Genomic DNA, 22,261 nt, shown 5'->3' with positions numbered 1-22,261 from the left:
GGCGCCTCCATTCTCTTCTGAAGATTTGTGATAATCAGGCGTAAATGCCGCCATTCGTTTCGGTGCCCGCGACTGTGCCCGGAATGGCGGTGGCCCCGCCCGAATAGCTCTGGATGACACCATTGGTATTACAGCTGTATCGCGTGCCCGAGATCGCTCCCAGCGCTTCATCCACGGTCGCGGACTGCCATGTGATCACACCGCACTCTGTAGTCCGCGCAACAGCATTGGAAAAGCTCACCGCTGTTTCAGTAACGACGCGCAGCCCCGGCCAGAGCTGGATTAGAGAGCCTGTCGTCGACGCAAAAAGCGAGACACCCCCTGCCCCAACCCGCACCTTGCCATGCGTCAGGAAAATCGTTGAGTTGCCCGTCGCTATAACGTGCGAATGGGTTCCCTCCGACACGCGCACATTGCCAAGAATGGAGAGCGATGCACCTGAGCCCGTCCGCAAGCTTGCATTCTGGCCGGCGCCAGTGACATGCACATCCCTCACCGTGGCAACCACGCCGCCTGAGAGTTCCAGCTTCCCGTCCAGCGTGGTTTGGTCATACCCAGCGCCGCGAATGTTGATATGATAATCTGCGGATGCCGCGATCAATCCGCCCCCGATGGAAAAGCTTCCTGCACCGAATTCCAGAGTGACTTCGTGCGTGCCGTGATGAAGCGACAAGGCCGCTTCAACACCGCGCGCGAACGTCAGGAATGCACCTGACGCGCTATCTGCAAGACCGTCATTGGAGTCGCTACCATCGGTGCGGATGTAATAAGTTCGGTTCGCGCTCAAGAGCTCACGAATTTGCGGCGACCCGTTCGGAAAGCTCACCTGACCACTAGCCCTGTCGACACGTAATCCTTCATGGAACACAGCCCCGTCCGGAGACACTTTCACAACCAGATCATCATCACCGACGAGGCCGATCTCCGCCCGGCTGGAATAGCCGTTCTGGAAGAGAAGCGATAAAACGTTAGAACCGGCCTCCTTGTTGAGTTTAACCCGAAGATCACCAGAGCCACCGTTTGCACTTTCAACTGCGGTAAAAAGCGCATCGTTCAGCTTTGCTAGAAGTGGATTGTTCGCATCGGCCGTGGCGCCCACTCCAAGCAATGCCAAATTCTGCAGCTCGTCAGACGTTGTTTCACGCCAGCCTGAGCCATGCCGAACCAGAAACCGCGCTTCATCCTCCACCCAGACGCGCCAGCCGGTTTGAGGCACAAAAAAATGCCACTCACCATCCGAGAACAATGCAAGCTCACCATCATGACCAGACCAGTCACCGGTCGCGCCAGAGGAAATCAGATGGCGATCCCCTTCAGCCGGTCCAGACGGTGGTGTCGCCTGACCTCTGTCCAGAACGGCCAGCTGCAACAGCCCGTCCAGTGCGCGCAGGCTTTCATTCAGGGTGACGTGCTTCTGCGCCTGATTGGACAGAAGATAGGGTAGCCCCAGAATGGGGGTGAAGTCAGACAAAACAACCGCTCCTCAGCTATGAAGAGCGGTAGTCTTGGTGTCAGATTGTCAGAGTTGGATCGTTTTATGCGCCTTGGGTCAGCGCTTTCAGATTCGCGGCCTCACCGCGCACCAGAGCGGCGATCGCTGCTTTGTACTCGGCTTCAAGTTTGTCGACATATTCCGCAACCGGCGTCCGCTTTTTGATCGCACCAATGCCCTGACCGCAGCCCCAAATGTCCTTCCACGCTTTGGATTTCTGATTGCCACCAGAACCGAAGTTCATTTTGGACGGATCGCTTTCCGGCAGGTCGTTCGGATCAAGGCCCGCTTTGGCGATAGATGGCGCCAGATAATTGCCGTGAACACCGGTGAAGAGGTTTGAGTAAACAATGTCCTTCGCCGCGCTATCGACGATCATGTCTTTGTAGCCATCGACTGCTACAGCTTCGTCACACGCGATGAACGCAGACCCCATATAGGCAAAGTCAGCGCCCATAGCCTGCGCCGCCGCGACAGCACCGCCATTTGCGATGGAACCTGAGAGAGCCAGAGGGCCATCGAAGAATTCGCGGATTTCCTGGATGAGAGCGAAAGGAGAGAGCTTGCCAGCGTGCCCGCCCGCACCGGCTGCAACAGCGATCAATCCGTCTGCGCCTTTTTCAAGTGCCTTGTGCGCGAACACCACGTTGATGATGTCGTGCATAACAACGCCGCCATAGGAATGGATGGCCTGATTGACCTCTTCGCGCGCGCCCAACGAAGTGATCACAAACGGCACTTTATACTTCACACACATCTCAACATCATAATCGAGGCGGTCGTTCGATTTATGGACGATCTGATTGACCGCAAACGGCGCGGCCGGGCGATCCGGATTCGCTTTGTTATAGCTATCGAGCTCGGATGTAATCTGATCCAGCCATTCATCGAGCTGGCTGGCAGGACGCGCATTCAATGACGGAAACGACCCGACAATGCCGGCCTTACACTGCGCAATCACCAGCTCAGGCTGAGAAATGATGAAGAGCGGCGATCCGATGATCGGCAGACGCATTTTGTCGAAGATAGCTGGTACGGACATATTTGGTTTCCTCAGAAGACTTTTCACCCGCAAGTTAGCCTCTCCCGAGCATTGGACAAGACTGACCTAGCGTAAGCTTCAGTTCAGTGGCTGCGATAACCGGTGGTTAAAGTTCATTGAAGTAGGCTCTTCGGCATATGACCGGCCTGAACACCGGCGAAAATAAATGAACATGTATCCCGATAACCCTGAAGAACGTCCCGGAGACACCTTTGGTACATCCACCATCCGAAGCCGAACGGCTCCGAGCGCTGCGTGAAGCTGAGCTTCTCGACACAGCGCCGGACCCGCGTTTCGATAATATCACAGCGCTTGCACGCGATATATTCGGCGTACCCGTTTCGCTCATCTCTCTGGTTGATGAACACCGGCAATGGTTCAAGTCAAATCAGGGACTTGAGGGCGTTACAGAGACAGAGCGCGGCGTGGCATTCTGTGACTACGCGATCCGAAGCACCGGCGTGTTTGTCGTTGAAGATGCGCTTCAGGATGAACGCTTTGCGTCCAATCCGCTGGTTACAGGTGAACCGCAAATCCGGTTTTATGCCGGCTCTCCAATCGTCACGGCAGAAGGCTACGCGTTCGGGACATTGTGCCTGATCGACTACGAGCCACGGGAATTCACTTCGAATGACCGTCAACGCCTGGCAAGCCTCGCCAATGTCGTAACCGGCCTGATCGAAAACCACAAAATTGCCCGTAGCGCTCAATCACTGTCTCAGACGATTGCCGAAAGCGCGCTCATTAATCAGATGATCCTCGATTCGTCTGATGCGGGCGTTTTACTTCTGGAAGCGATCAGGGACGAGAACGGTGCCACGCAGGATTTTCTGATCCTGGCCGCGAATGCCGCGAACGTGTACTTTAACGGGTCAACGCCTGACGATCTCATCGGCAATACGATGCTCACCCGCTTTCCTGCGCTGAGAGAGCAAGAGCATTTCGCCGACTATACGCGTGCATTAAACGAACAGACCCCGATACGCCGTGAGGTGTTCTATGATTCCGATGGCGTGAAGCCACACTGGTTTGATGTCTCTTTCCGGCCAGCGTCAAAAGACAGACTGACAGTCACCTTCCACACCGTCACAGGAAAGCGCCTGTTCCAGAACGCTCTGGAGCAAATTGTCGAGACCGTGCCGATTGCTGCGAGCGATCCGGAACGGTTCCGTCAGCAGATGTTGAAGATCGGCGCTCAGGCACTGGGGCTCTCTCACGGTTTTGCGTCCCGCATCGCAAACAACCAGTATGAGGTCCTTGCGCTCCACGGAACGGATATAGGCCTGTCCAGACGGGACGTTCTGAGCCTTGAAGACACTCTATGTGATCTCGTCGCAGAAAATCACCAGCTGGTCGCGCTCGCCGACTTTCAGGATGAAGACTGCGTGCCTCATCCTGCCTTCGAAAAAGCGCCGTTCAGAAGCTATATCGGCGCACCAATTTTTGTTCGGGAGCAGTTCTTCGGAGCGGTTAGCTTCAGCGATGCCGAACCAAGAACAGAACCGTTCGAGGATTGGCAAATCCATCTCATGCAGATCATTGCCAGCCATATGGGGCAGGCCATCGAGCTACAGAACGCTTTCTTTGAAAATCGTGCCCTGGCCAGAGAGCTTCGCGCCGTTCTGGATAACGTGCCAGCACGTATCTGGTACAAGGATGACAAGAATACAGTCCTGCGCGCAAACAAAGCAGCACTTGATTCAGTCAACCTGTCTGACCCGACAGAGGTAGAAGGCAAAGCAACCGAAGACCTTTTCCCCGAAATGGCCGCCAAATATCTGGCCGATGATCTCAAAGTGATCGAAAGCGGCAAAGCCCGTCGTAATATCATCGAATCTTACGCGCCGAAGGACGGCAAGCAGGGTTGGATGTCGACAGATAAAATCCCGATGACATCACGCGATGGTCAGCGCTTTATTCTGGCGGTCGCAACAGACATAAGCGAGCTCAAAGAGAATGAGGCAAAGCTCGCACGATTAAATGAAAGTCTTGCGGATTTCGCGTTCGTTGCAGCTCACGACCTGCAAGCTCCGCTGCGCCAGGCCTCACTCTTCAGCGAGCTGGTGCGCGTCGATCTTGAGGCGAATAATGTTGCACTGCCTGAAGACGCAAATGAATATCTGACCGAAATCGAAACGGGATTAAAACGGATGCGCGAAATGGTACGCAATCTGTTCGATCTGTTCCGTCTCGACAGCGAAAAAATCGAAATGGAGCCATGTGAGCTTTCGCGTGTTGTTGCAATAGCGTCCTCGCAGCTGGAACATCACTTGTCCGATGCGAATGCCCATCTGATCATAAAGGATCTTCCGCAGGTGACAGGCAATTCCAGCCTGCTTACCCAGCTCTTCCAGAACCTGATCGGAAACGCGTGCAAATACGCCGAAACAGACGAGCTGACGATCCGCATCTGGGCGACATCGAACATTGCCGATCGCACGATAAAAATCTTCGTCGAAGATAATGGCGTCGGCATTCCTGACGAAGCACGAGCGATGATTTTCGAGCCGTTCAAACGCCTTCAGCATAATGATGGCATACCGGGTGCAGGCATTGGCCTGTCCCTTAGCCGGAAGATCTGCGCTTTACATAATGCCGATCTGTATGTTGACCCGGACTTCAACTCCGGTGCACGTTTCGTCGTGTCATTCCATATATGAGAACTTTTGAGACAGGTTTCATGACAGCTACGCCATCCCTCCTGATTGTCGATGATGACTCATTCGACACGCGCTTCATTTCGAACGCGATCCGCAAAGCCGATGACAGCATTCAGCTGGAATTTGCTCGCGATGGCGCGGACGCTATTAAACGTCTGGAAGAAGGACCAAAACCTAAAATCATCCTGACCGATCTCAATATGCCACGCATGAATGGCCATGAACTGATCCGGCGACTACGGGACCACAAAGATTGGAAAAAGATCCCAACAATTGTGCTTTCAACTTCTACGGATCAAAAAGACGTAGACTTATCCTATGAGTTTCATGCAAATGCGTATCTATCAAAACCTGACAACCTGTCCGGATATGACGAGATAGGGGCATTCATTAAGTCTTTTTGGTTAGAACACGTACGCCTTCCAAGCTGAAATCGGTCCCTTTTTGCATATGAGTCACCCCGTCACCGCAACTCACGCTGCGCAGATTACGCAGGTTCTGCTGGTCGATGACCATCCGGCGTTTTCACGTCTGGTTGAGCTGTTTGCGAACAAATGGGGTAAAGGTTCGTACAAAGTGACAGCCGTCGCCTCCATAGAAGAAGCTGTTACCGCACTGACACTGAACGCTTTCGATGCAATCCTGCTGGACGGCAGACTCAGCGATGACCGTTCCCCGGGCGAGAATGCAGAAATTCTGGCGGAGACTTATCAGGGGCCCATCATCCTGTTCTCAGGCATGTCGCCGCTGAACTTTAATACGTCACCGGACTATTCCCGCTTTGTTGGATCGATTTCTAAAGACGACCTGCCGAAAGACTATTTCGTCGACCAGATTCAGTCATTTATTTCCAAGCATCGCGTAATGCGCTCAGCCAAGGCGGACAAGTAGTCCCTGAAGCTCCCGGCGATGGCTTTCCAGCCTGCCAAGCATTTCGGCGTCGCCGTTCTCTATAAGCCGATCAATCCAGAAGCCGAGCACTGAAGACTGGCTCTCCAGCCAGTCACGTAGTCGTTCCGATTGCGCCGTGTCGCCCCGCGCCTGCCAGTCCTGTTCCATGGAATGTCCTTTCTGCGAATATCAGCGTTGAACTTAATTGAGAATAATTCTCAATCGCAGTCAAGGCGAAAGTTCATGGCAGACTTCGCGTCCGTGTATGCCACCAGAAAATATTCGTATTTCAATACATATATATTGTTTTTCAATATATCTTGTGATACACTTTCGGGCATGACAGATACTTTCAACAGCCAGAACCCGGACCTCGCCCTCAGCCTCCCAGAACGGATTGCGCTCTTGTCTCGTCACGATGAGTCAGGCGCCAAGCAAGGTAGCTTCACAGATTATGCTGTTGCAGGCGCCACTCTCGTAGAACTCATCCTGCAGGACCGGCTGGAGACAGACGCGGACAACCCAAAAAAGATCAACGTAATTGATACATCTCCGACGAATGATGATTATCTGGACGAAGCTCTCGCATTCTTTGAACGCAAAGGCAGTGGGAAATCGGCTCAGTCGCTGGTTAGCAGCCTAGGCGGCAAGACGAAAATTTTGCGCCTCGTCGCCGAAGGGCTCGTGAAGCGCGGTATACTACAAGCCCAGAAACAGTCGTTTCTTGTTTTTAGTTGGACCAATTATCCGGAAGCAGACCCGCGCCCTGAGACTGCGCTCAAATCACATCTGGCAGACATTATGTTCGGAGACCAAACACCTGATGCACGCGATTGCGTCGTCATAGCCTTAGCAAAAGAGGTCGATCTTCTGAAAAAGAATTTCGACAAACTTCAGCTGAAAGAGCACAAGCAACGCATCAAAGACATCGCATCAGGTGAAGTTGCTCTTACTGATAGTACAATTCGAGCGGTACGTGCCATTCGCACGGCTGTGATTGTGGCAGCAACCGTACCGGCGATCGTTGCAAGCTCGTCTTCGGGCTAAGCACCGTTCACCCTACGACACCATAACCAATTGAAGTCTCCGTCTCTGCTGCAGTGCGGCGAAAGTGCGATGCTTCGCCCCTTGACGTGCAGCCCAATACGCTTTCTTTGTCCATCCAAAAGACAAGACAAGTGTTAGAGGGACTTCCATGGCCGATAGTGATCTGACGGGTTTCAGCGCTGCTTTTCCAACAGCAGAAGAGGCGCAGTGGCGCGCTCTGGTCGAGAAGGCCCTGAAAGGCAAAGGCCCTGAAGCACTGCAGCGCAAAACGCGCGATGGAATCACCATCAAACCTCTCTATCGCGAAAGCGACTGGCCGTCGGCATCCGACCCGAATGGCCTGCCAGGTCAGGCGCCGTTTGTTCGCGGTTCGGATACTGTCAAAGATTCTTATCTGCCTTGGGATATCCGTCACGTTGTTGATCATCCGGACCTGAAGGCGGCGCATGCAGATCTGATGAAAGACCTTGAGCGCGGCGTCAGCTCTGTCGAGCTGCGGGTTGACGCAAGCGGTCGTCACGGCGTCGCGATCCAGTCGGTTGATGATCTTTCTGTCGTGCTCGACGGCGTGATGACAGACCTCGCGCCAGTTGCCCTCTCCAACTCTGCGCAAGAAGGCTATGGCCTTGAAGGCGCGGCCCTGCTTGCAGCATGGTCTGACAAGACGGACAAAGACGCGTCTAAACAACTCTTCGCTTTCAACGTAGACCCGATTGGTGAACTGGCACGCTCTGGCGAGCTTTCCGTCAGCGCGGACAAAGCGCTTGCAGATACAGCGGCTTTCGTAAAAACGGCGGATCGCTTTTCTGCGTCTACGTTCATTCGAGTGGATGGCCGTCCTGCCCACGAAACCGGCGGCACAGAAGCACAGGAACTTGCATTCACCATCGCCAGCGGCGTCACCTATCTGCGTACACTTATCGATGCAGGCCTCTCGCTTGAAGAAGCGAATGCGAAGCTACTTTTCTGCATCGCGGTCGGGCCTGACTACGCGCTCGAGATTTCGAAGCTCCGCGCACTGCGTCGTCTCTGGGCACGCGTGACCGAAGCCTTCGGTGACAAGCCTCTGTCCATGAAAATTCAGGCAGTGTCGTCCCGCCGCATGCTGACCAAACGTGACCCGTGGGTGAATATGCTGCGCAATACGGCAGCCTGCTTTGCGGGCGGTGTTGGCGGCGCTGACATTGTTACGCTGCGCCCATTCACAGATGCGATTGGCCTGGCTGACAGCATGGCGCGCCGTATCGGTCGCAATACGCAGATCATGGCTCAGGAAGAAAGCTCGCTCGGCAAGGTGAACGACCCGGCTGGCGGCACATGGGCTATCGAGAAAATCTCCAATGATATTGCTCAGGCTGCATGGGGCATTTTCCAGAACATTGAAGGCAAAGGCGGCGTAGTTGCTGCACTCGAGAGCGGCGATTTCCGCGCCCTGCTCGCAGAAGCCCGCAATGAACTCATGACATCTATCGCGCGCCGCAAACAGGCGATTACAGGTGTCAGCGAATATGCGCTGATCGACGAAGAAGACCCGAAAGTCGTCGATACATCGACACTTCCAAAGGTCACAACGCACGTGACCGGCCCGATCCCGACAAGCCGTGAATTCGACGCGCTTGTCTCCGCGGCGAAAGACGGTGCAACACTGGCAGCGCTACTGCCGCACGAAGCATCTGACCACGCGCATTGCGACCCGCTTTTCCCGATCCGCGTTTCCGAGCCATTCGAGCATCTGCGCGACTTTGCTGATGCACAGACAGAGAAGACAGGCACACGTCCGGCAATCTTCCTTGCCTGCCTAGGCTCCATCGCAGAGCACAACGCCCGAGCAAGCTTCACAGCAAACTTCTTCGCTGCAGGCGGCATCACCACCGTGCCGTCCAACGCACCATATGACAGCCTTGATGCGATGGCAGAGGACTTCAAAGCCAGCGGCGCTCTGCTCGCATGCATTTGCGGCACGGACGGCCTCTACGCCGAACAGGCGGGCGCTGCGGCGAAAGCTCTGCGTAGCGCGCGCGACGATGCCCGCATCTATCTTGCCGGCAAGCCGGGCGAGGCAGAGGCTGGTTATCGCGAGGCAGGAATTGATGACTTCATCTTTGTTGGCGTGAACGTGCTCGATAAACTCGAAATCGCCCATGCCGAACTTGGCCTTGGAACGGACGCATAGGAGAGAGACGATGACACATCCTGATTTCACAAAAATCGATCTTGGCTCTGCGTCTGGCCATCAGGCAGCGCGTCCGTCTTTCTCAGACGCCGATATATGGCAGACACCCGAAGAGATTGGCGTGAAGCCAGTCTACACGGCGACTGACACTGCCGGCCTCGACTTCCTTGATGATTATCCGGGTCTGGCCCCGTTCGCGCGCGGTCCGTACCCGACCATGTACCCGCAACGGCCATGGACGATCCGTCAGTATGCGGGCTTCTCTACGGCTGAAGATTCTAACGCTTTCTATCGTCGCAACCTCGCGGCGGGTCAGAAAGGCCTTTCTGTTGCCTTCGACCTTGCAACACACCGTGGCTATGACTCAGATCACCCGCGCGTTCTGGGTGATGTCGGCATGGCGGGCGTTGCGATCGATAGCATTTATGACATGCGCACGCTGTTTGCGGGCATTCCGCTCGATGAGATGTCCGTCTCCATGACGATGAACGGCGCCGTGCTTCCGGTTCTGGCGCTCTACATTGTTGCGGCTGAGGAACAGGGCGTCGATCAGGCGAAGCTCTCCGGCACCATTCAGAATGACATTCTGAAAGAGTTCATGGTGCGGAACACTTACATCTACCCGCCGCGCCCTTCTATGCGGATCATTTCGGACATTTTCGGCTACACCTCGCAAAACATGCCGAAATACAACTCGATCTCGATTTCCGGCTATCACATGCAGGAAGCCGGTGCGACGGCAGACCTTGAGCTCGCCTACACCATCGCGGACGGCATTGAGTACATCCGCGCAGGCGTCGCTGCAGGCCTCGACGTGGACGCTTTTGCGCCGCGCCTCAGCTTCTTCTGGGCGATTGGCATGAACACCTTCATGGAAGTTGCCAAAATGCGCGCTGCGCGCCTTCTCTGGGCGAACCTCGTCCAGAAAGAGTTCAGCCCTAAGAACTCCAAATCCATCTCTCTGCGTACACACTCGCAGACGTCCGGCTGGTCCCTCACCGCGCAGGACGTTTACAACAATGTTGTCCGCACCTGCCTTGAGGCCATGGCGGCGGCCGGTGGCCAGACGCAGTCTCTGCACACCAACTCCTTCGATGAAGCCCTCGCGCTTCCGACAGACTTCTCTGCGCGCATTTCGCGAAACACCCAGCTCTTCCTGCAACAGGAAGCGGGCGCGGCGAACCTGATCGACCCATGGGGCGGCTCTTACTATGTCGAGCGCCTCACCCACGACCTTGCAAACAAAGCGATGGAACACATCAACGAGGTTGAAGAGATGGGCGGCATGGCGAAGGCCATTGAAGAAGGCCTGCCTAAGCTGCGCATTGAAGAAGCGGCTGCGAAAACTCAGGCGCGCATTGATAGCGGCGTTCAGACCGTTGTTGGCGTAAACAAGTTCCGCATGGACGAGCCGGAAGACGTGCCGGTTCTGAAAGTCGACAACGCAAATGTACGCCGCATGCAGCTCGATAAGCTGGCCCGCCTGCGTTCAGAGCGTAACCAGACTGACGTTGACGCTGCGCTTCACGCGATTACCCGCGCGACAGAGAGCGGCGAAGGCAATCTTCTCGACCTAGCCATCAAGGCTGCTCGTGTTAAAGCGACCGTCGGTGAGATCTCCGAAGCTGTCGAGAAAGTCACTGGCCGTCACCAGGCCGTTATCAAATCCATTCAGGGGGTTTATGCTTCCGGTATGACTGCAAAATCTGACAAGGTTGAGGAAGCCCGCAAGCTGGCTGACGATTTCGAAGCTGCTGAAGGCCGTCGCCCACGTATCCTCATTGCGAAAATGGGTCAGGATGGTCACGACCGCGGCCAGAAGGTTGTTGCGTCCGGTATGGCTGACCTTGGCTGGGACGTGGATATCGGCCCGCTCTTCCAGACACCGGATGAAGCGGCGAAACAGGCTGTCGAAAACGACGTTCACATTGTTGCTGCGTCCTCACTGGCAGCAGGTCACCTCACCCTCGTGCCTGAGCTCAAAAAGGCTCTGGCCAATCAGGGGGCACCTGAAATCATGATCGTCGTCGGCGGCGTTGTGCCTCCTCAGGACTATGACGCACTTTATGAGGCAGGCGCTGCGGCGATCTTCGCACCGGGCACAGTCATCGCCGAAGCGGCCATTGATCTTCTGAAGAAGCTCGGCCCTAGCCTCGGCCACTCGGCGGCAGCAGAATAAAGATACGAAAAGGGCGGTCATGATGACCGCCCTTTCTTCTTTATTTCTAGCGATTGAGATACGGGTTCGCTCGCAGGATTTCCGTGGCCATCGACATGAAAGTTCGGATCTTCGCTGAAGCAGCACGCCCCTCCGGATGGATGATATGAATGGGTAGCGCTTCGGGCTCATACTCTTCCAGCACTGTCTTCAGGCCACCACCATCCAGCTCTTCTCCAATCTGGTAAGACAGAACGCGTGTGATCCCCCAACTGGTTCTGACAGCAGCAATGGCACTTGCAATACTATTCACCCGCAAGCGCGGCGTGACGCGAACAGACTCACCCCCCGCAAATGTCCAGTCGTTAGTAGGCGACAGAACACCAGCTGAGATGATGTCATGCTTTTTCAGGTCTTCCGGTTTTGAAGGGAGCCCATTCCACGCAAAGTACTCAGGACAGCCACACACGACATGGCGAACCGAACCAACGCGAGACGCCAGAAGACTGGAATCGTTTAACTGGCCAATCCTGACGGCAATATCAAAGCCCTCATCCACAATGTTCACGACGCGGTCGACAAACGTCGCTTCGACTGTCACGTCCGGATAAAGATCGAGATACTTCTGTATGATAGGCAGCACATAATGCTGGCCGAATAGCATGGACGCCGTCACACGCAGCGTTCCAGTCGGTGCAATACGGGCGCCGCGCGCATTATCGATAGCATTGTCATAATCCGCCACGATCCGGCGGGCATCATCCAGAAAGCTCTGTCCTGTATCTGTCAGCACAACGGCGCGCGTGGTCCGGTGGAATAAAGGCACGCCCAGTCCTGCTTCAAGATCGCTCAGAATACGCGTCACTGTGGGCGGGCTTAGGTTTAGCGCACGCGCCGCGCCGACCAGGCTACCGGTATCTGCTATCGCGATGAAGACGCCGAGATGTTTCAGATGGTCCATATTAATTCCATTTTCTGAAATTATATCTTTCCGAATTTCAAGATTATTCTCCAAACCGGAATTCATATCTTCCTGTCATCGCCGACACGCAAACGCAATCGGCAAAACCCCAGACAGGAAAAAACAATGCCCCGAATTCCAACACCAGCGAGCATCGCAGACGCACCAGCAGCATCCCAAGAGCTTCTGACAGCCGTTCAAAAACAACTCGGCAGCGTTCCGAACCTTTTCCGCATCGTCGCAACAAGCCCGGTTGCTCTGGAAGGCTTTCTCGGCCTTAACGGCGCACTCGGTCGCAGCGAGATTTCTTCAGCAACACGTGAGCGTATTTCGCTCGCCCTTGCCGAAACAAACGGCTGTGATTACTGCCTCGCCGCGCACACATATCTCGGTCGTAACCTCGCAAAACTGACAGACGCTGAAATTCAGGCGAACCGCAAAGGTAGCTCAACAGACGCCAAAGCAGACGCAGCTGTCCGCTTCGCGCTCTCTATCACTGAGAAACGTGGTCACGTTGCTGCTGACGAACTCAACGCCTTCCGCGCAGCCGGCTACAGCGACGCCGCTATCGTTGAGATCATCGCGCTCGTCGCAGTGAATGTTTTCACCAACTACACCAACTCGGTTCTGGACACTGAAGTTGACTTCCCGGTCGTGGAAGAACTCGCAGTCTAGTCACCCTGTTTGATGCCTCCTGATTTGAGCGGGCGGAACCGCCCTTACCACCCCTGAAGTAAACCGCACGAGCAATGAAGGAGGTATCAAATGAGACCACCACTTCCACCTTTCACCGAGGAAACCGCCACCGAAAAAGTCCGCAAGGCGGAAGATGGCTGGAACAGCCGCGAACCTGAAAGTGTATCTCTCGCCTATACCGTCGATACGGTCTGGCGGAACCGAAACCAGTTCGTCAGAGGTCGTCCGGAAGTCGTCCGATTTCTGACCATCAAATGGCAGACAGAGCTAAACTACCGGCTGATCAAAGAGCTATTTGCCTGGCAGCAAAACCGTATAGCAGTGCGTTATGCCTATGAGTGGCAGATGGATGACAGCCAATGGATGCGGTCTTACGGAAATGAGAACTGGGTCTTCGATGAAGCTGGTCTGATGAAATACCGCTATGCGAGCATCAACGACCTGATCATCCGTGAGGAAGACCGCCTTTTCCACTGGCCTCTCGGCCGCCGCCCGGACGATCATCCCGGGCTGACGGAGCTGGGCCTTTAAATCAATATCCTGAGATCAGAACTGTCGGCGTACCGAGAACATTACTTGCGTGCCGACAGGATCGAGCCGGTTCCCCTCATATCGCAGAGGGATCACGCCAGTACTATCCGTGACCGTGACGACATCATCGAGCAGGTTATCAATCTCCAGCGAGAAGCGTGTGCCACGCAGCCATTCGACATTACGGCCGATGAATGTCTGATCAGTCACACTGTGGAAGAAGCGGAGGTTCACGCTGGTCTGGTCTGAAAATTTCAGAACGCTGCTTGCTGTGTCGACTTCCGTTGCACTCTGCCAGTTAGCACTCAGTCGCGCGCCATAGCCTTTATAAAATACGCCGCTTGTCAGCCGCACTTCATGTTCAGGCTGACCGCCCAGGCCAGATGCCGCGCCATTCAGAAAGTCCTGAACGGGAAAGCCGTCAGCCAGAACGCGTTGGTCTTCAAGATTGATTGTATGGCTGAGAGATAAGAACAAGCGCCCACCTGCAGGCGGACCACGTCGGCCCATCATACCGCCACGTGGACGACCGCCGCCGCGCGCAGACGGTGGCGGACCACCACTTGGCCGGGCATTGCCAGAACCGGAAGACGGAGGCGTACCGCCACCGCTCTGAGGACGGGCATCACCGGAAGCTGAAGGGGGCGAGCCGCCAGCCGGACGTTCCGCATTATTTGAAGACGAAGGCGGCGCCGTTTGTGGCGCGCCGTGCGCATTCCCGCCAGAGGCAGGTGTACGCCCCTCTCCCTGCGCTCCACGCTGCGGTCTTTCAGGTTCAGCAAAGCTGTCACGGAAGGTCAGCTGCCAGCGAATATCGCGGCGGGTTTCTTCGACATAATTTACAGGACGCAGATCGACGCTGAGCAAATCACCATTGGCATCGCGAACAAACCGGTTCGGGAAAGCAGCTTCAACCGCCGCGTCAACGCTCGGGAACGCCCCGATCGGATCGTCAATGCGGCTGTCAGTGTAGGTGAGGCGCAGGTCAAGGTCGGTCTCATCAAGCGGCTCCCACTCGACGCTCGCCTTCCAGACCTGACGCGTATCAGCAATCAGCTGGTCATTGCCGCCGGAGATGCGCGTCGCAAGCACGGACTCGCCCTGCACGAAGTCGAAAATTTCCACATTTGGCGTCACGCTCAACGTATCACCAAGCTGGGACATGCTCGGCGCGCCCTCTTCCAAGGTATAAGAGGTCAGAATACGGATATCTTCGACAGGAGACCAGCTGAGCGTGCCGTCAAACCCGAACAGCGTGCCGAAATCGGAGTAATTGCTGGCATTCACAGTCGCGTTCGCCACCAAACTCTCAAAGCCTGGAATGTCCATGTCCGAGACAATCAGCGGGAAGTCGAAACTACCCTGAATTTTGGCAATCTGGCGGTCGAGCGAACTTGTCGTGCGGGTACCATTGAAATCGGTTTCGGAGCTACGGCTCGCATGGCTGAGATCCACACTCAGACCTGCACCAACCCAGCCGCCTGTAATCTCCCAGAGATCACCATTGGCCAGCAAGTTCGTCGAGAACGTATCCGTTGTTCGCTCTGTGCGCTCTTCGCTCAGAGAAATGAACGGCGACAGGTCAGCTGTTGGCGCAACCGTTGGATCAAGAGCATTCAACGCGGCCTGAAAGCTCGTCACGTCCGGCGCGCGGTCCGTTTCAGTCGTCGATGTATTGTGCCCGAGGCTTGTCGTGGATGTCACAAACCAGTCGCCGACATCACGGGTAAAAGTGAGGTTGATATTGGCGTCTGTTGAATCGCTTGTCTGCGTCAGCACGCCGGGCACGCCAATGTAACGCGTAAAACTCTCGTCTGTGCCCGTAGTCGAAAACGGGCTTGCGGCAGGTAGCAGAAAGTCCTGCTCAGAAAAGCCCAGCAGCTCCTCACCCTCAGAAATCTCGATATCGCCAGAGAGCGTCATTCCGACATTGCCAAAAATGCCTCTATGCGTGCTGCCACCGATTTCCAGAGACTGGCTTTCATCGCGCAGGCTGTTTGCGCCCACAAGCGGATCGCCAAGGCCGCGATCAGTTTCCAGAATAGCGTTGTCGACTTCGATCTCGCCATCAACGCTCGACCGCTGGCCGTCAGCTATGCCGAGATAGTCGACATCAAACTCGCCGCGCTGCCCTGCACCCTCGACCGGCCCGCCAAATTCAAGACTGAACGTCCAGGCCGAAAAGTCAGGCTTCAGAACAATATTGATGACCCGCTGGTTCGCACCATAGCCGTATTGAAGGGCAGCCTCTTCTGGCAGCACGTCCATACGTTCAATGGCTTCCGGCGGATAAGAGCGGATTTCACGAAAGCTGGCGATACGAACGCCATCGACCAGAAAGACGTGATCCCCGCCGCCACGACCGCGGCTGCTTGCCAATTCCGGACCGAGTTCGGCGATCAGTTCTTCAATAGATGACACGCCATAGGCTTCGATATCCGCAGTCGTCAGTGTCTGCTCAGGCTCGATGTCGCTGACTGCCGTCCCGCGCAAACGGGTAGACGTCACCTGAACCTCTGAGAGCACGCGGTCCTGATCATCCTGTGGTGCCTCCTGCGCCGAAACAGGAAAAGCAGATAAGAGAGCGCCAATACTCACAGCGCCCAGCAGGCATGAAAACCGCATACAAAACCTCGTTAATTCTCGTCGGAAGTCGTCCCCACGATCCCAAGTCTCACGAATAAACTAATTACATCCGTCGCGACCAGAAGCATGTTTATGCAGTAATCACAGAAATGTCAGAGTATTTATTCTTTAGCTGCAAGTTCATCCCAACAGGCAAGCGCATGTCCGGCATACATAAGGCCGGGGCCGCCGCCCATCTGAATGCCCATGGCCAGCACATCACCCAGCTCTTCGCGTGTGCCGCCCGCCTTCATGAGGGCTTCAACGTGGAAGTTGATGCAAGGCTCACAGCGCTGCGCAATAGCCATGCCCAGGGCAACGAACTCTTTTTCCTTGAGGCTCAGAACACCATTATCTTTCACCGCCTTTGAGAGCGTACCAAAGCCCTGCGTTGCGTCCGGAATGGTCTTGTTGAGTTCTCGAAGCTCGCTGCGCATGTCGCGGATTTTATCGGTGTAGCTCATCACAAATCCCCTGATCTAAAATCACCATTTCATGATGTTCTAATATCAGACTTTCCCGCGCGAGCGTGCAGGATTTCATAGGCATTTCGTCGCTGCTCACCTAAGTTACCGGCGATGCATAAGAGCCAGCACTTTCCACTGTCAGATCACGCGCGCATTGATGTCGCCCTGCGCATCATGAAATGTGAGCTACCGTTTCGGGTGAATGCCATGCCTGAAGCCCGCCACCTGAAGATGAGCGAAATCCTGCCTCCTTCGAGCCCGGTTCTCAAAAAAGGATTCGAGATGGATGCGCGCGACTGGCTGCGTGTGCTGAACCATTTGAAGATTGCAAACGTACAGGACGACATCAAAACCCTCTCCCGCTTGCGAGACCTGTGGGCGCACCAGCAGGACCTCAAAGTCGGTGATGCAACGCGGTTCTGCGAAACAGCGTCGGATTTAATGAGCGAGTTGAACGCTAGCGACGTGGCGCGCGTGCTTTCAATTTTGTCCGCACCTCCACCCTTTTCTGTCGGGCCTCACTCTCAGGCAGAAAGCTATCGCGAGCTGTGCCAGTTGCTGGATCTTGATCCGGATGATCAGAGTGACCTCAGACGCTTCTTCAAATATCTCGTCTGGCAGGCAGCACAGGCAAAAACCACGGGCAAACCGGCTCTGGCAATAACGCTGGAAAACGATCTGAATTACGAAACCGACGCACTGCCTCCGCCCCTGTTCAACTGGGTTCTGGACCTCTCATCTGATGCGCCTGCGCAAATGGTTCGCGCTAGCGTGCGACACAGCCGCGCCCTGCTTGATGAGCGCGATGAAGACGCGTACTGACACAGCATGGAAGTCAATCTGAGCACACGCCGGGGCCTTGCCCGCGCCATCACCCGCGTTGAAAGCCGCCGCACGGACCATCAGGCCGAAGCGCGCAAGCTTCTGTCTTCTGTCATGTCCGAAACCGGCAAAAGCCAAAGGATTGGCATTACCGGTGTGCCAGGTGTTGGCAAATCCACCTTTATTGATGCGTTCGGAACCATGCTCACAGAGATGGGGCATAAGGTTGCTGTGCTCGCCGTCGACCCGACTTCGCAGCGCTCGGGCGGCTCTATTCTGGGCGACAAGACCCGTATGGCGCGGCTTTCAGTTGATGAGAAAGCCTTTGTGCGCCCCTCACCGGCAGGCGAGACGCTCGGCGGCGTTGCACGCAAAACCCGCGAAAGCCTGCTTCTCTGTGAAGCGGCCGGTTATGACGTCATCCTCGTTGAAACCGTCGGCGTCGGCCAGTCTGAAACTGTGGTCGCCAATATGGTGGACTTCTTTCTCGTGCTGATGCTGCCGAATGCGGGCGATGACCTGCAGGGCATCAAGAAAGGCGTGCTGGAAGTCGCCGATCTGATTGCGGTCAACAAAGCTGATATCGACGAAAAAGCAGCCAAGCGCGCCCAGCGTCATTACCAGAATGCGCTGCATATTCTGGAGCCGGTCGACCCGTCATGGTCTCCGCCGGTTCTGACCTGTGCAGGCGCAACGGGCGATGGCCTGAAAGAGCTCTGGGACACGATTGAGCTCCATAAGAAGAAGACTGAAGAGTCCGGCTCTCGGGATAAGCGCCGCGCGGACCAGCAACTCACATGGATGAACGAGCTTATTCAGGACGGGCTGATGGCGGCGTTCCGCTCCCATCCGGATGTTGTAGCCAAGCTCGCAGCAATGAAACAGGGCGTTGAAACCGGCGCTATTCCTGCGTCTGCTGCTGCCGAACAACTTTTGGAAGCCTTCGGCGTCGAAGGCTTTTAGCCTTTACGCTCCGCCTCCAGCTGCCTGAGACCTAGCATAAGAACTGAAAGCGCCATTTCCTTCGCGCGGCTTGGCGGCTTGCCGAGCATTTCACTCAAGGTCTGCCCGAAAAGACCGACACCCAGCGCCAGCGTGATACAGACAAGCATCACATCTTCCACGACGTCTTCAGGCACATTCTGATGGTGAAACTTCGTGCGTGTCACATCGCGCACGACCTGCCTCACATTGGTTAGTCTTCCTGCCTGGTGCGTCAGTTCCAGCCAGGCGGCCAGCTTTGACGCCTGTTTCTGCTCGAACGCTTCGAACAAGGTCGTCAATGCATGAGCGCGAGACACTTCGGTGTCTTCTGTCAGCTCGATCGCCATCACCTTCTCGACAAGCTCGGCAATCATCCGCTCCATCAGCGCCGTGTGGACGCCGTCTATCGTACCGAAATGATGTAGCACTGTTGCGTTCGCGACGCCTGCTTCCTTCGCCACATCCGCAAGACGCAAGGTTTGAGGCCCCCGCTCGGTCAGAAGGCGTTCAGCCGAAGCCAGAATATTAGCCCGTGATTCCTCGGGCGTTCGACGGATTCTTGGCTGCTTATTTTTTCTTATCGACATTTTTGTCAGTAGCGCTTATATTACTCGTGAACAAACTTGGCCCCACCTTAGCGGCCACTTAGCAAAACAGGAATTGTCAGATGACGGAAAAGCGCACACCAGAGGACGTTTCTATCTCTCCTCGTGACATCAAATTCAGCCATGAAGGCGCGAAGAACCCGCACTGGCTCGATAATGACCCTGTCGGCACAGCTATCATGAACACGCTATCGCTCACCTTCCCTGATGGTGAGCGCATGTTCATGGACTCAGTGCGCAATTATCGCGGAGAGCTTTCAGGCAAGCTGCTTCAGGATGTGAAAGACTTCATCCATCAGGAAGCTATCCACTCACGCGAACATCATTTGATGAACCAGCTAATCGATCGCGAGAAATACCCGGTTGAAGAGATTGAAGGCTTTGTCCGCGAGCGTGTCGCCTTTGCCCGCTCCGGCGGACCGATGCGTATGCTGATCGGCACGATCTGTCTGGAGCATTTCACAGCCATGATGGCGGATATGATGGTCGAGCACCAGGATGTGTTTCAGAACACAGATCCGGAAATCGAAGCCATGTGGCGCTGGCACGCTATGGAAGAGACCGAGCATAAGGCGGTTGCCTATGACGTCTTCCTTGAAGTCTCCAAAGACTGGTCCGGCTTCAAACGCTATATGCGTCGCTGCATCTCCATGCTGATCATCTCCAAAACCTTCACCAATAATATCGCGACCTACGCCGCTATGCTGCTTGAGGCTGAAGGATGGGACAAGAAAGACGCGAAAAAGGCGATCAGCAAATATCTCTGGAAGACACCTAGCCTGTTTGGCCGCGGCTGGAAGGTCTGGCTCTCCTGGTTCAAACCGGGCTTCCACCCATGGGATCATGACAATCGTGCGCTCATGACGGAGTGGAAAGCCGAGTTTGACGCTGTAGCTGCCGAATAACCGCCTTAAAATGGGTGCAATCGGGCATCACCAATGATGCTTATGAAACAGCTCATTTTCTACGTCAGCTTTCTCTATTTCCCATTCGTCATCGCAATGGGATGGCTCATGATCAGGCGCTCCGGCTTTTATCGCTGGGGCGCTTTATCATTAGTGCTTCTGGCTTCGGTTCCGGCCTATGCCCGCTTTGTCGAACCGCGCATTTTACGTACCATTGAGGCGGAGATCGCACTCGCCGGTTCACCAGCAGAGGACGGCTATGACATCCGTCTCTTATTATTCTCCGACACGCATATCGGCATGTTCGGCAATGCCATGCCGCTCGAACGGATACGCGAGCGAGCAGACACTCTGGACTTTGACGCCGTGCTCGTGGCTGGCGACCTCACCTACCATTTGCCGGAAGATCAGATTGAAGCGGCCTTTCATGAGCTGAACAATTTCGGAGAGCCGGTCTTCGTGGTTTTCGGCAATCATGATGTCGGCTTTCCGGGCCCTGACCTCGGCATGCAGCTCGCAGGCTATTTCGCGACGCTTGAGAACGTCCATCTCCTGAACAACCGAACGGAGGTCCTTACGCTGAACGGGCGCGAGATATGGCTGACAGGCACCTCAGACCTCTGGCAGGGGCAGATTGAATACCCCACAGAGAACCCGCCAACAGGCACGCCGCGCATCATCCTCACTCACAATCCGGATGTGGCGATGCGTGTTCCGCCAAACGTACGCTACGACGTATTATTTGCGGGTCATACGCATGGCGGCCAGATCAGAATTCCGGGCCTGTATCAGCGCGCCCTACCCTCGCAATACGGTTTTGATCGCGGGCTCTATGAAGAAGTCACGCCTGCGTCTGCCGACGCCATTGCCGAGACCCATCAGATCTACATCACGTCTGGCACGGGTATGGTTGGTCTTCCAATGCGTTTATTGATGCCGCCTCAGGTCGATCTGATAACGGTGCGCCTGCCGCAAGGAGAGGATGGTTAGTGTAACCACAAAGTGTTCTCAGACCCGCTAGTTAAACGCTGACACGCGACACTCAAACTGACAGACTTCCCGAAAACACGGGAGAGAAACATGTCAGGCGTCGATATCTATTGGTCGTTCCGTAGCCCTTATTCCTACCTCGCGACCCCACGCCTTCGAGAGATGAGCAAGCGTTGGGACGTGCCATTCACCATCAAACCGGTCTATCCGATTGCGGTGCGCATTCCGGGCTTCTTCAAACAGGTCAATCCGCTCTGGCCGCCCTATCTGATGCGTGACTGTTTTCGCATTGCCCAGTTCAACGGCCTGCCCTTTGGCCGCCCGAACCCTGATCCAGTCGTGATGGATATGGCGACGGGCGACGTGCCAGCCGACCAGCCATATATTCACAGGCTGACGCGCCTTGGCGTACTCGCTAGTCACACGCCGCAGGCGCTTGATTACTTCTATGAAGTCTCGACCCTCATCTGGTCTGGCGAAGCCAACTGGACAGAAGGCAGCGTCCTGTCAGATGCGGTCGCACGCGCTGGACTGGACCTTGCCGCACTCGACGCAGAAGCCATTGATCGCGAGGCAGAGCTTGAGGCTGAAATTGAAGCCAATGAAGCTGCACAAAAAAACGCCGGGCATTGGGGCGTTCCTCTAATGGTGTTTGAAGACGAGCCGTTTTTCGGGCAGGATCGCCTTGATATTCTGGAGTGGCGCCTGAAACAGTCTGGCGTCCTCCAGAAATCCTGAGGGGGAATTCACATGTCAAAAGTCATCGGTGTCGGCGGCATCTTCTTTCATTGCTCGGACGTGGACGCGACCAAAGCCTGGTATGCAAAGGTGATCGGCAACGACACGAACGATTTCGGCGGATGGAATTTCTCTCATAAGGAAGCGGGTGAAAAATTCCCGAAAGGTGCGCAATCCATCTTCGCACCGTTCGAAAAGTCAGACTACTTTAAACCATCAGACCTGCCGTTCATGATCAATCTGATGGTGGACGATCTTGATGGCGTGCTCGCTCGTCTTGAAGCTGAAGGTATTGAACAGGTTCAGCCACGCGAAACCTATGGGTATGGCAAGTTCGCCTGGCTGATGGATCCGGACGGTCGCAAAATCGAATTATGGGAACCAATCGAGACCGACCACTAATCGCTCAGGTCCCGAAAGTGTATTGAGAAGAACACATCAATTGCAGACCTGACAAGTCACTAAAAACCTGAA

Annotated in this window: 21 protein-coding genes; 14 read left to right on the top strand and 7 right to left on the bottom strand. The window is 55.2% G+C overall.

The genetic code is table 11. The features are described from left to right. Positions 1-34 precede the first annotated feature (34 nt). Together P1U45_RS09435 and P1U45_RS09430 are read right to left on the bottom strand one after the other, a co-directional pair. Positions 35-1,471 carry a DUF2793 domain-containing protein gene (locus P1U45_RS09435; RefSeq protein ID WP_301058836.1) on the bottom strand — a complete coding sequence of 479 codons (1,437 nt, stop codon included), beginning with the start codon at positions 1,469-1,471 and terminating at the stop codon, positions 35-37. Between the two features lie 64 nt (positions 1,472-1,535). Next, entirely contained in the window at positions 1,536-2,534 is a 999-nt protein-coding gene (locus tag P1U45_RS09430; protein WP_293609866.1) for a nitronate monooxygenase family protein, read from the bottom strand. 212 nt (positions 2,535-2,746) lie between these two features. On the opposite strand from P1U45_RS09430, the gene P1U45_RS09425 reads away from it, so the two are divergent. The 3 genes from P1U45_RS09425 to P1U45_RS09415 are packed head-to-tail and all read left to right on the top strand — an operon-like array spanning position 2,747 to position 6,085. Continuing rightward, positions 2,747-5,194 carry a GAF domain-containing protein gene (locus tag P1U45_RS09425; protein ID WP_301058835.1) on the top strand — a complete coding sequence of 816 codons (2,448 nt, stop codon included), beginning with the start codon at positions 2,747-2,749 and terminating at the stop codon, positions 5,192-5,194. A gap of 20 nt (positions 5,195-5,214) precedes the next feature. Further along, positions 5,215-5,625, top strand: a complete 411-nt coding sequence (locus tag P1U45_RS09420; protein WP_301058834.1) for a response regulator — start codon at positions 5,215-5,217, stop codon at positions 5,623-5,625. Positions 5,626-5,644: 19 nt separating this feature from the next. After that, positions 5,645-6,085: a response regulator gene (locus P1U45_RS09415; RefSeq protein ID WP_301058833.1), complete on the top strand. Its 441-nt coding sequence runs from the start codon at positions 5,645-5,647 to the stop codon at positions 6,083-6,085. Here P1U45_RS09415 and P1U45_RS09410 read toward each other — a convergent pair. Next, complete coding sequence (locus tag P1U45_RS09410) at positions 6,065-6,253, bottom strand: hypothetical protein (RefSeq protein WP_022694681.1); 189 nt, start codon at positions 6,251-6,253, stop codon at positions 6,065-6,067. The two genes, P1U45_RS09415 and P1U45_RS09410, sit on opposite strands and share 21 nt — an antisense overlap. A 171-nt stretch (positions 6,254-6,424) precedes the next feature. On the opposite strand from P1U45_RS09410, the gene P1U45_RS09405 reads away from it, so the two are divergent. The 3 genes from P1U45_RS09405 to scpA all read left to right on the top strand — a co-directional run bounded on the left by P1U45_RS09405 (position 6,425) and on the right by scpA (position 11,484). Further along, a complete protein-coding gene (locus P1U45_RS09405) occupies positions 6,425-7,132 on the top strand; it encodes a GPP34 family phosphoprotein (RefSeq protein ID WP_301058832.1) in 708 nt (235 codons plus the stop codon). Positions 7,133-7,280: 148 nt separating this feature from the next. Beyond that, positions 7,281-9,305 (top strand): methylmalonyl-CoA mutase family protein, encoded by a 2,025-nt coding sequence (locus tag P1U45_RS09400; protein WP_301058831.1) that lies wholly within the window; start codon positions 7,281-7,283, stop codon positions 9,303-9,305. Positions 9,306-9,315: 10 nt separating this feature from the next. Beyond that, positions 9,316-11,484, top strand: a complete 2,169-nt coding sequence (gene scpA / locus P1U45_RS09395) for a methylmalonyl-CoA mutase (RefSeq protein ID WP_301058830.1) — start codon at positions 9,316-9,318, stop codon at positions 11,482-11,484. Positions 11,485-11,530: 46 nt separating this feature from the next. Here scpA and P1U45_RS09390 read toward each other — a convergent pair whose 3' ends face one another. Further along, entirely contained in the window at positions 11,531-12,424 is an 894-nt protein-coding gene (locus tag P1U45_RS09390) for a LysR family transcriptional regulator (RefSeq protein WP_301058829.1), read from the bottom strand. Between the two features lie 126 nt (positions 12,425-12,550). On the opposite strand from P1U45_RS09390, the gene P1U45_RS09385 reads away from it, so the two are divergent. Together P1U45_RS09385 and P1U45_RS09380 are read left to right on the top strand one after the other, a co-directional pair. Next, positions 12,551-13,099 carry a carboxymuconolactone decarboxylase family protein gene (locus P1U45_RS09385; protein ID WP_301058828.1) on the top strand — a complete coding sequence of 183 codons (549 nt, stop codon included), beginning with the start codon at positions 12,551-12,553 and terminating at the stop codon, positions 13,097-13,099. Positions 13,100-13,189: 90 nt separating this feature from the next. Beyond that, on the top strand, positions 13,190-13,651 hold the full coding sequence (locus tag P1U45_RS09380; RefSeq protein ID WP_301058827.1) for a nuclear transport factor 2 family protein: 462 nt from the start codon (positions 13,190-13,192) through the stop codon (positions 13,649-13,651). A 15-nt stretch (positions 13,652-13,666) separates the two neighbouring features. On the opposite strand, the gene P1U45_RS09375 is transcribed toward P1U45_RS09380, so the two are convergent. After that, on the bottom strand, positions 13,667-16,276 hold the full coding sequence (locus tag P1U45_RS09375) for a TonB-dependent receptor plug domain-containing protein (RefSeq protein WP_301058826.1): 2,610 nt from the start codon (positions 16,274-16,276) through the stop codon (positions 13,667-13,669). A gap of 122 nt (positions 16,277-16,398) precedes the next feature. After that, entirely contained in the window at positions 16,399-16,740 is a 342-nt protein-coding gene (locus tag P1U45_RS09370; RefSeq protein WP_301058825.1) for a carboxymuconolactone decarboxylase family protein, read from the bottom strand. 210 nt (positions 16,741-16,950) lie between these two features. Between P1U45_RS09370 and P1U45_RS09365 the strand changes: the two genes are divergently transcribed. After that, entirely contained in the window at positions 16,951-17,565 is a 615-nt protein-coding gene (locus P1U45_RS09365; RefSeq protein WP_301058824.1) for a hypothetical protein, read from the top strand. Between the two features lie 6 nt (positions 17,566-17,571). After that, the gene (meaB, locus tag P1U45_RS09360) at positions 17,572-18,528 is read left to right on the top strand and encodes a methylmalonyl Co-A mutase-associated GTPase MeaB (protein WP_301058823.1); all 957 of its coding nucleotides are present in this window, start codon (positions 17,572-17,574) and stop codon (positions 18,526-18,528) included. On the opposite strand, the gene P1U45_RS09355 is transcribed toward meaB, so the two are convergent. Beyond that, complete coding sequence (locus P1U45_RS09355; RefSeq protein ID WP_301058822.1) at positions 18,525-19,136, bottom strand: TetR/AcrR family transcriptional regulator; 612 nt, start codon at positions 19,134-19,136, stop codon at positions 18,525-18,527. The genes meaB and P1U45_RS09355 overlap by 4 nt on opposite strands. 80 nt (positions 19,137-19,216) lie before the next feature. On the opposite strand from P1U45_RS09355, the gene P1U45_RS09350 reads away from it, so the two are divergent. The 4 genes from P1U45_RS09350 to P1U45_RS09335 all read left to right on the top strand — a co-directional run bounded on the left by P1U45_RS09350 (position 19,217) and on the right by P1U45_RS09335 (position 22,189). Next, the gene (locus tag P1U45_RS09350) at positions 19,217-20,059 is read left to right on the top strand and encodes a metal-dependent hydrolase (protein WP_293609851.1); all 843 of its coding nucleotides are present in this window, start codon (positions 19,217-19,219) and stop codon (positions 20,057-20,059) included. A gap of 33 nt (positions 20,060-20,092) precedes the next feature. Further along, a complete protein-coding gene (locus P1U45_RS09345) occupies positions 20,093-21,049 on the top strand; it encodes a metallophosphoesterase (protein WP_301058821.1) in 957 nt (318 codons plus the stop codon). Positions 21,050-21,139: 90 nt separating this feature from the next. Then, positions 21,140-21,787, top strand: a complete 648-nt coding sequence (locus P1U45_RS09340; RefSeq protein WP_301058820.1) for a DsbA family protein — start codon at positions 21,140-21,142, stop codon at positions 21,785-21,787. Positions 21,788-21,799: 12 nt separating this feature from the next. Then, on the top strand, positions 21,800-22,189 hold the full coding sequence (locus P1U45_RS09335) for a VOC family protein (protein ID WP_301058819.1): 390 nt from the start codon (positions 21,800-21,802) through the stop codon (positions 22,187-22,189). The last annotated feature ends 72 nt before the right edge of the window (positions 22,190-22,261 follow it).

It is taken from the genome of Ponticaulis sp. (genome assembly GCF_029210165.1).
Lineage (GTDB): Bacteria > Pseudomonadota > Alphaproteobacteria > Caulobacterales > Hyphomonadaceae > Ponticaulis.
The sequence above is the reverse complement of the archived record's forward strand: the minus strand, read 5'-3'. Positions and strand labels throughout refer to the sequence as shown.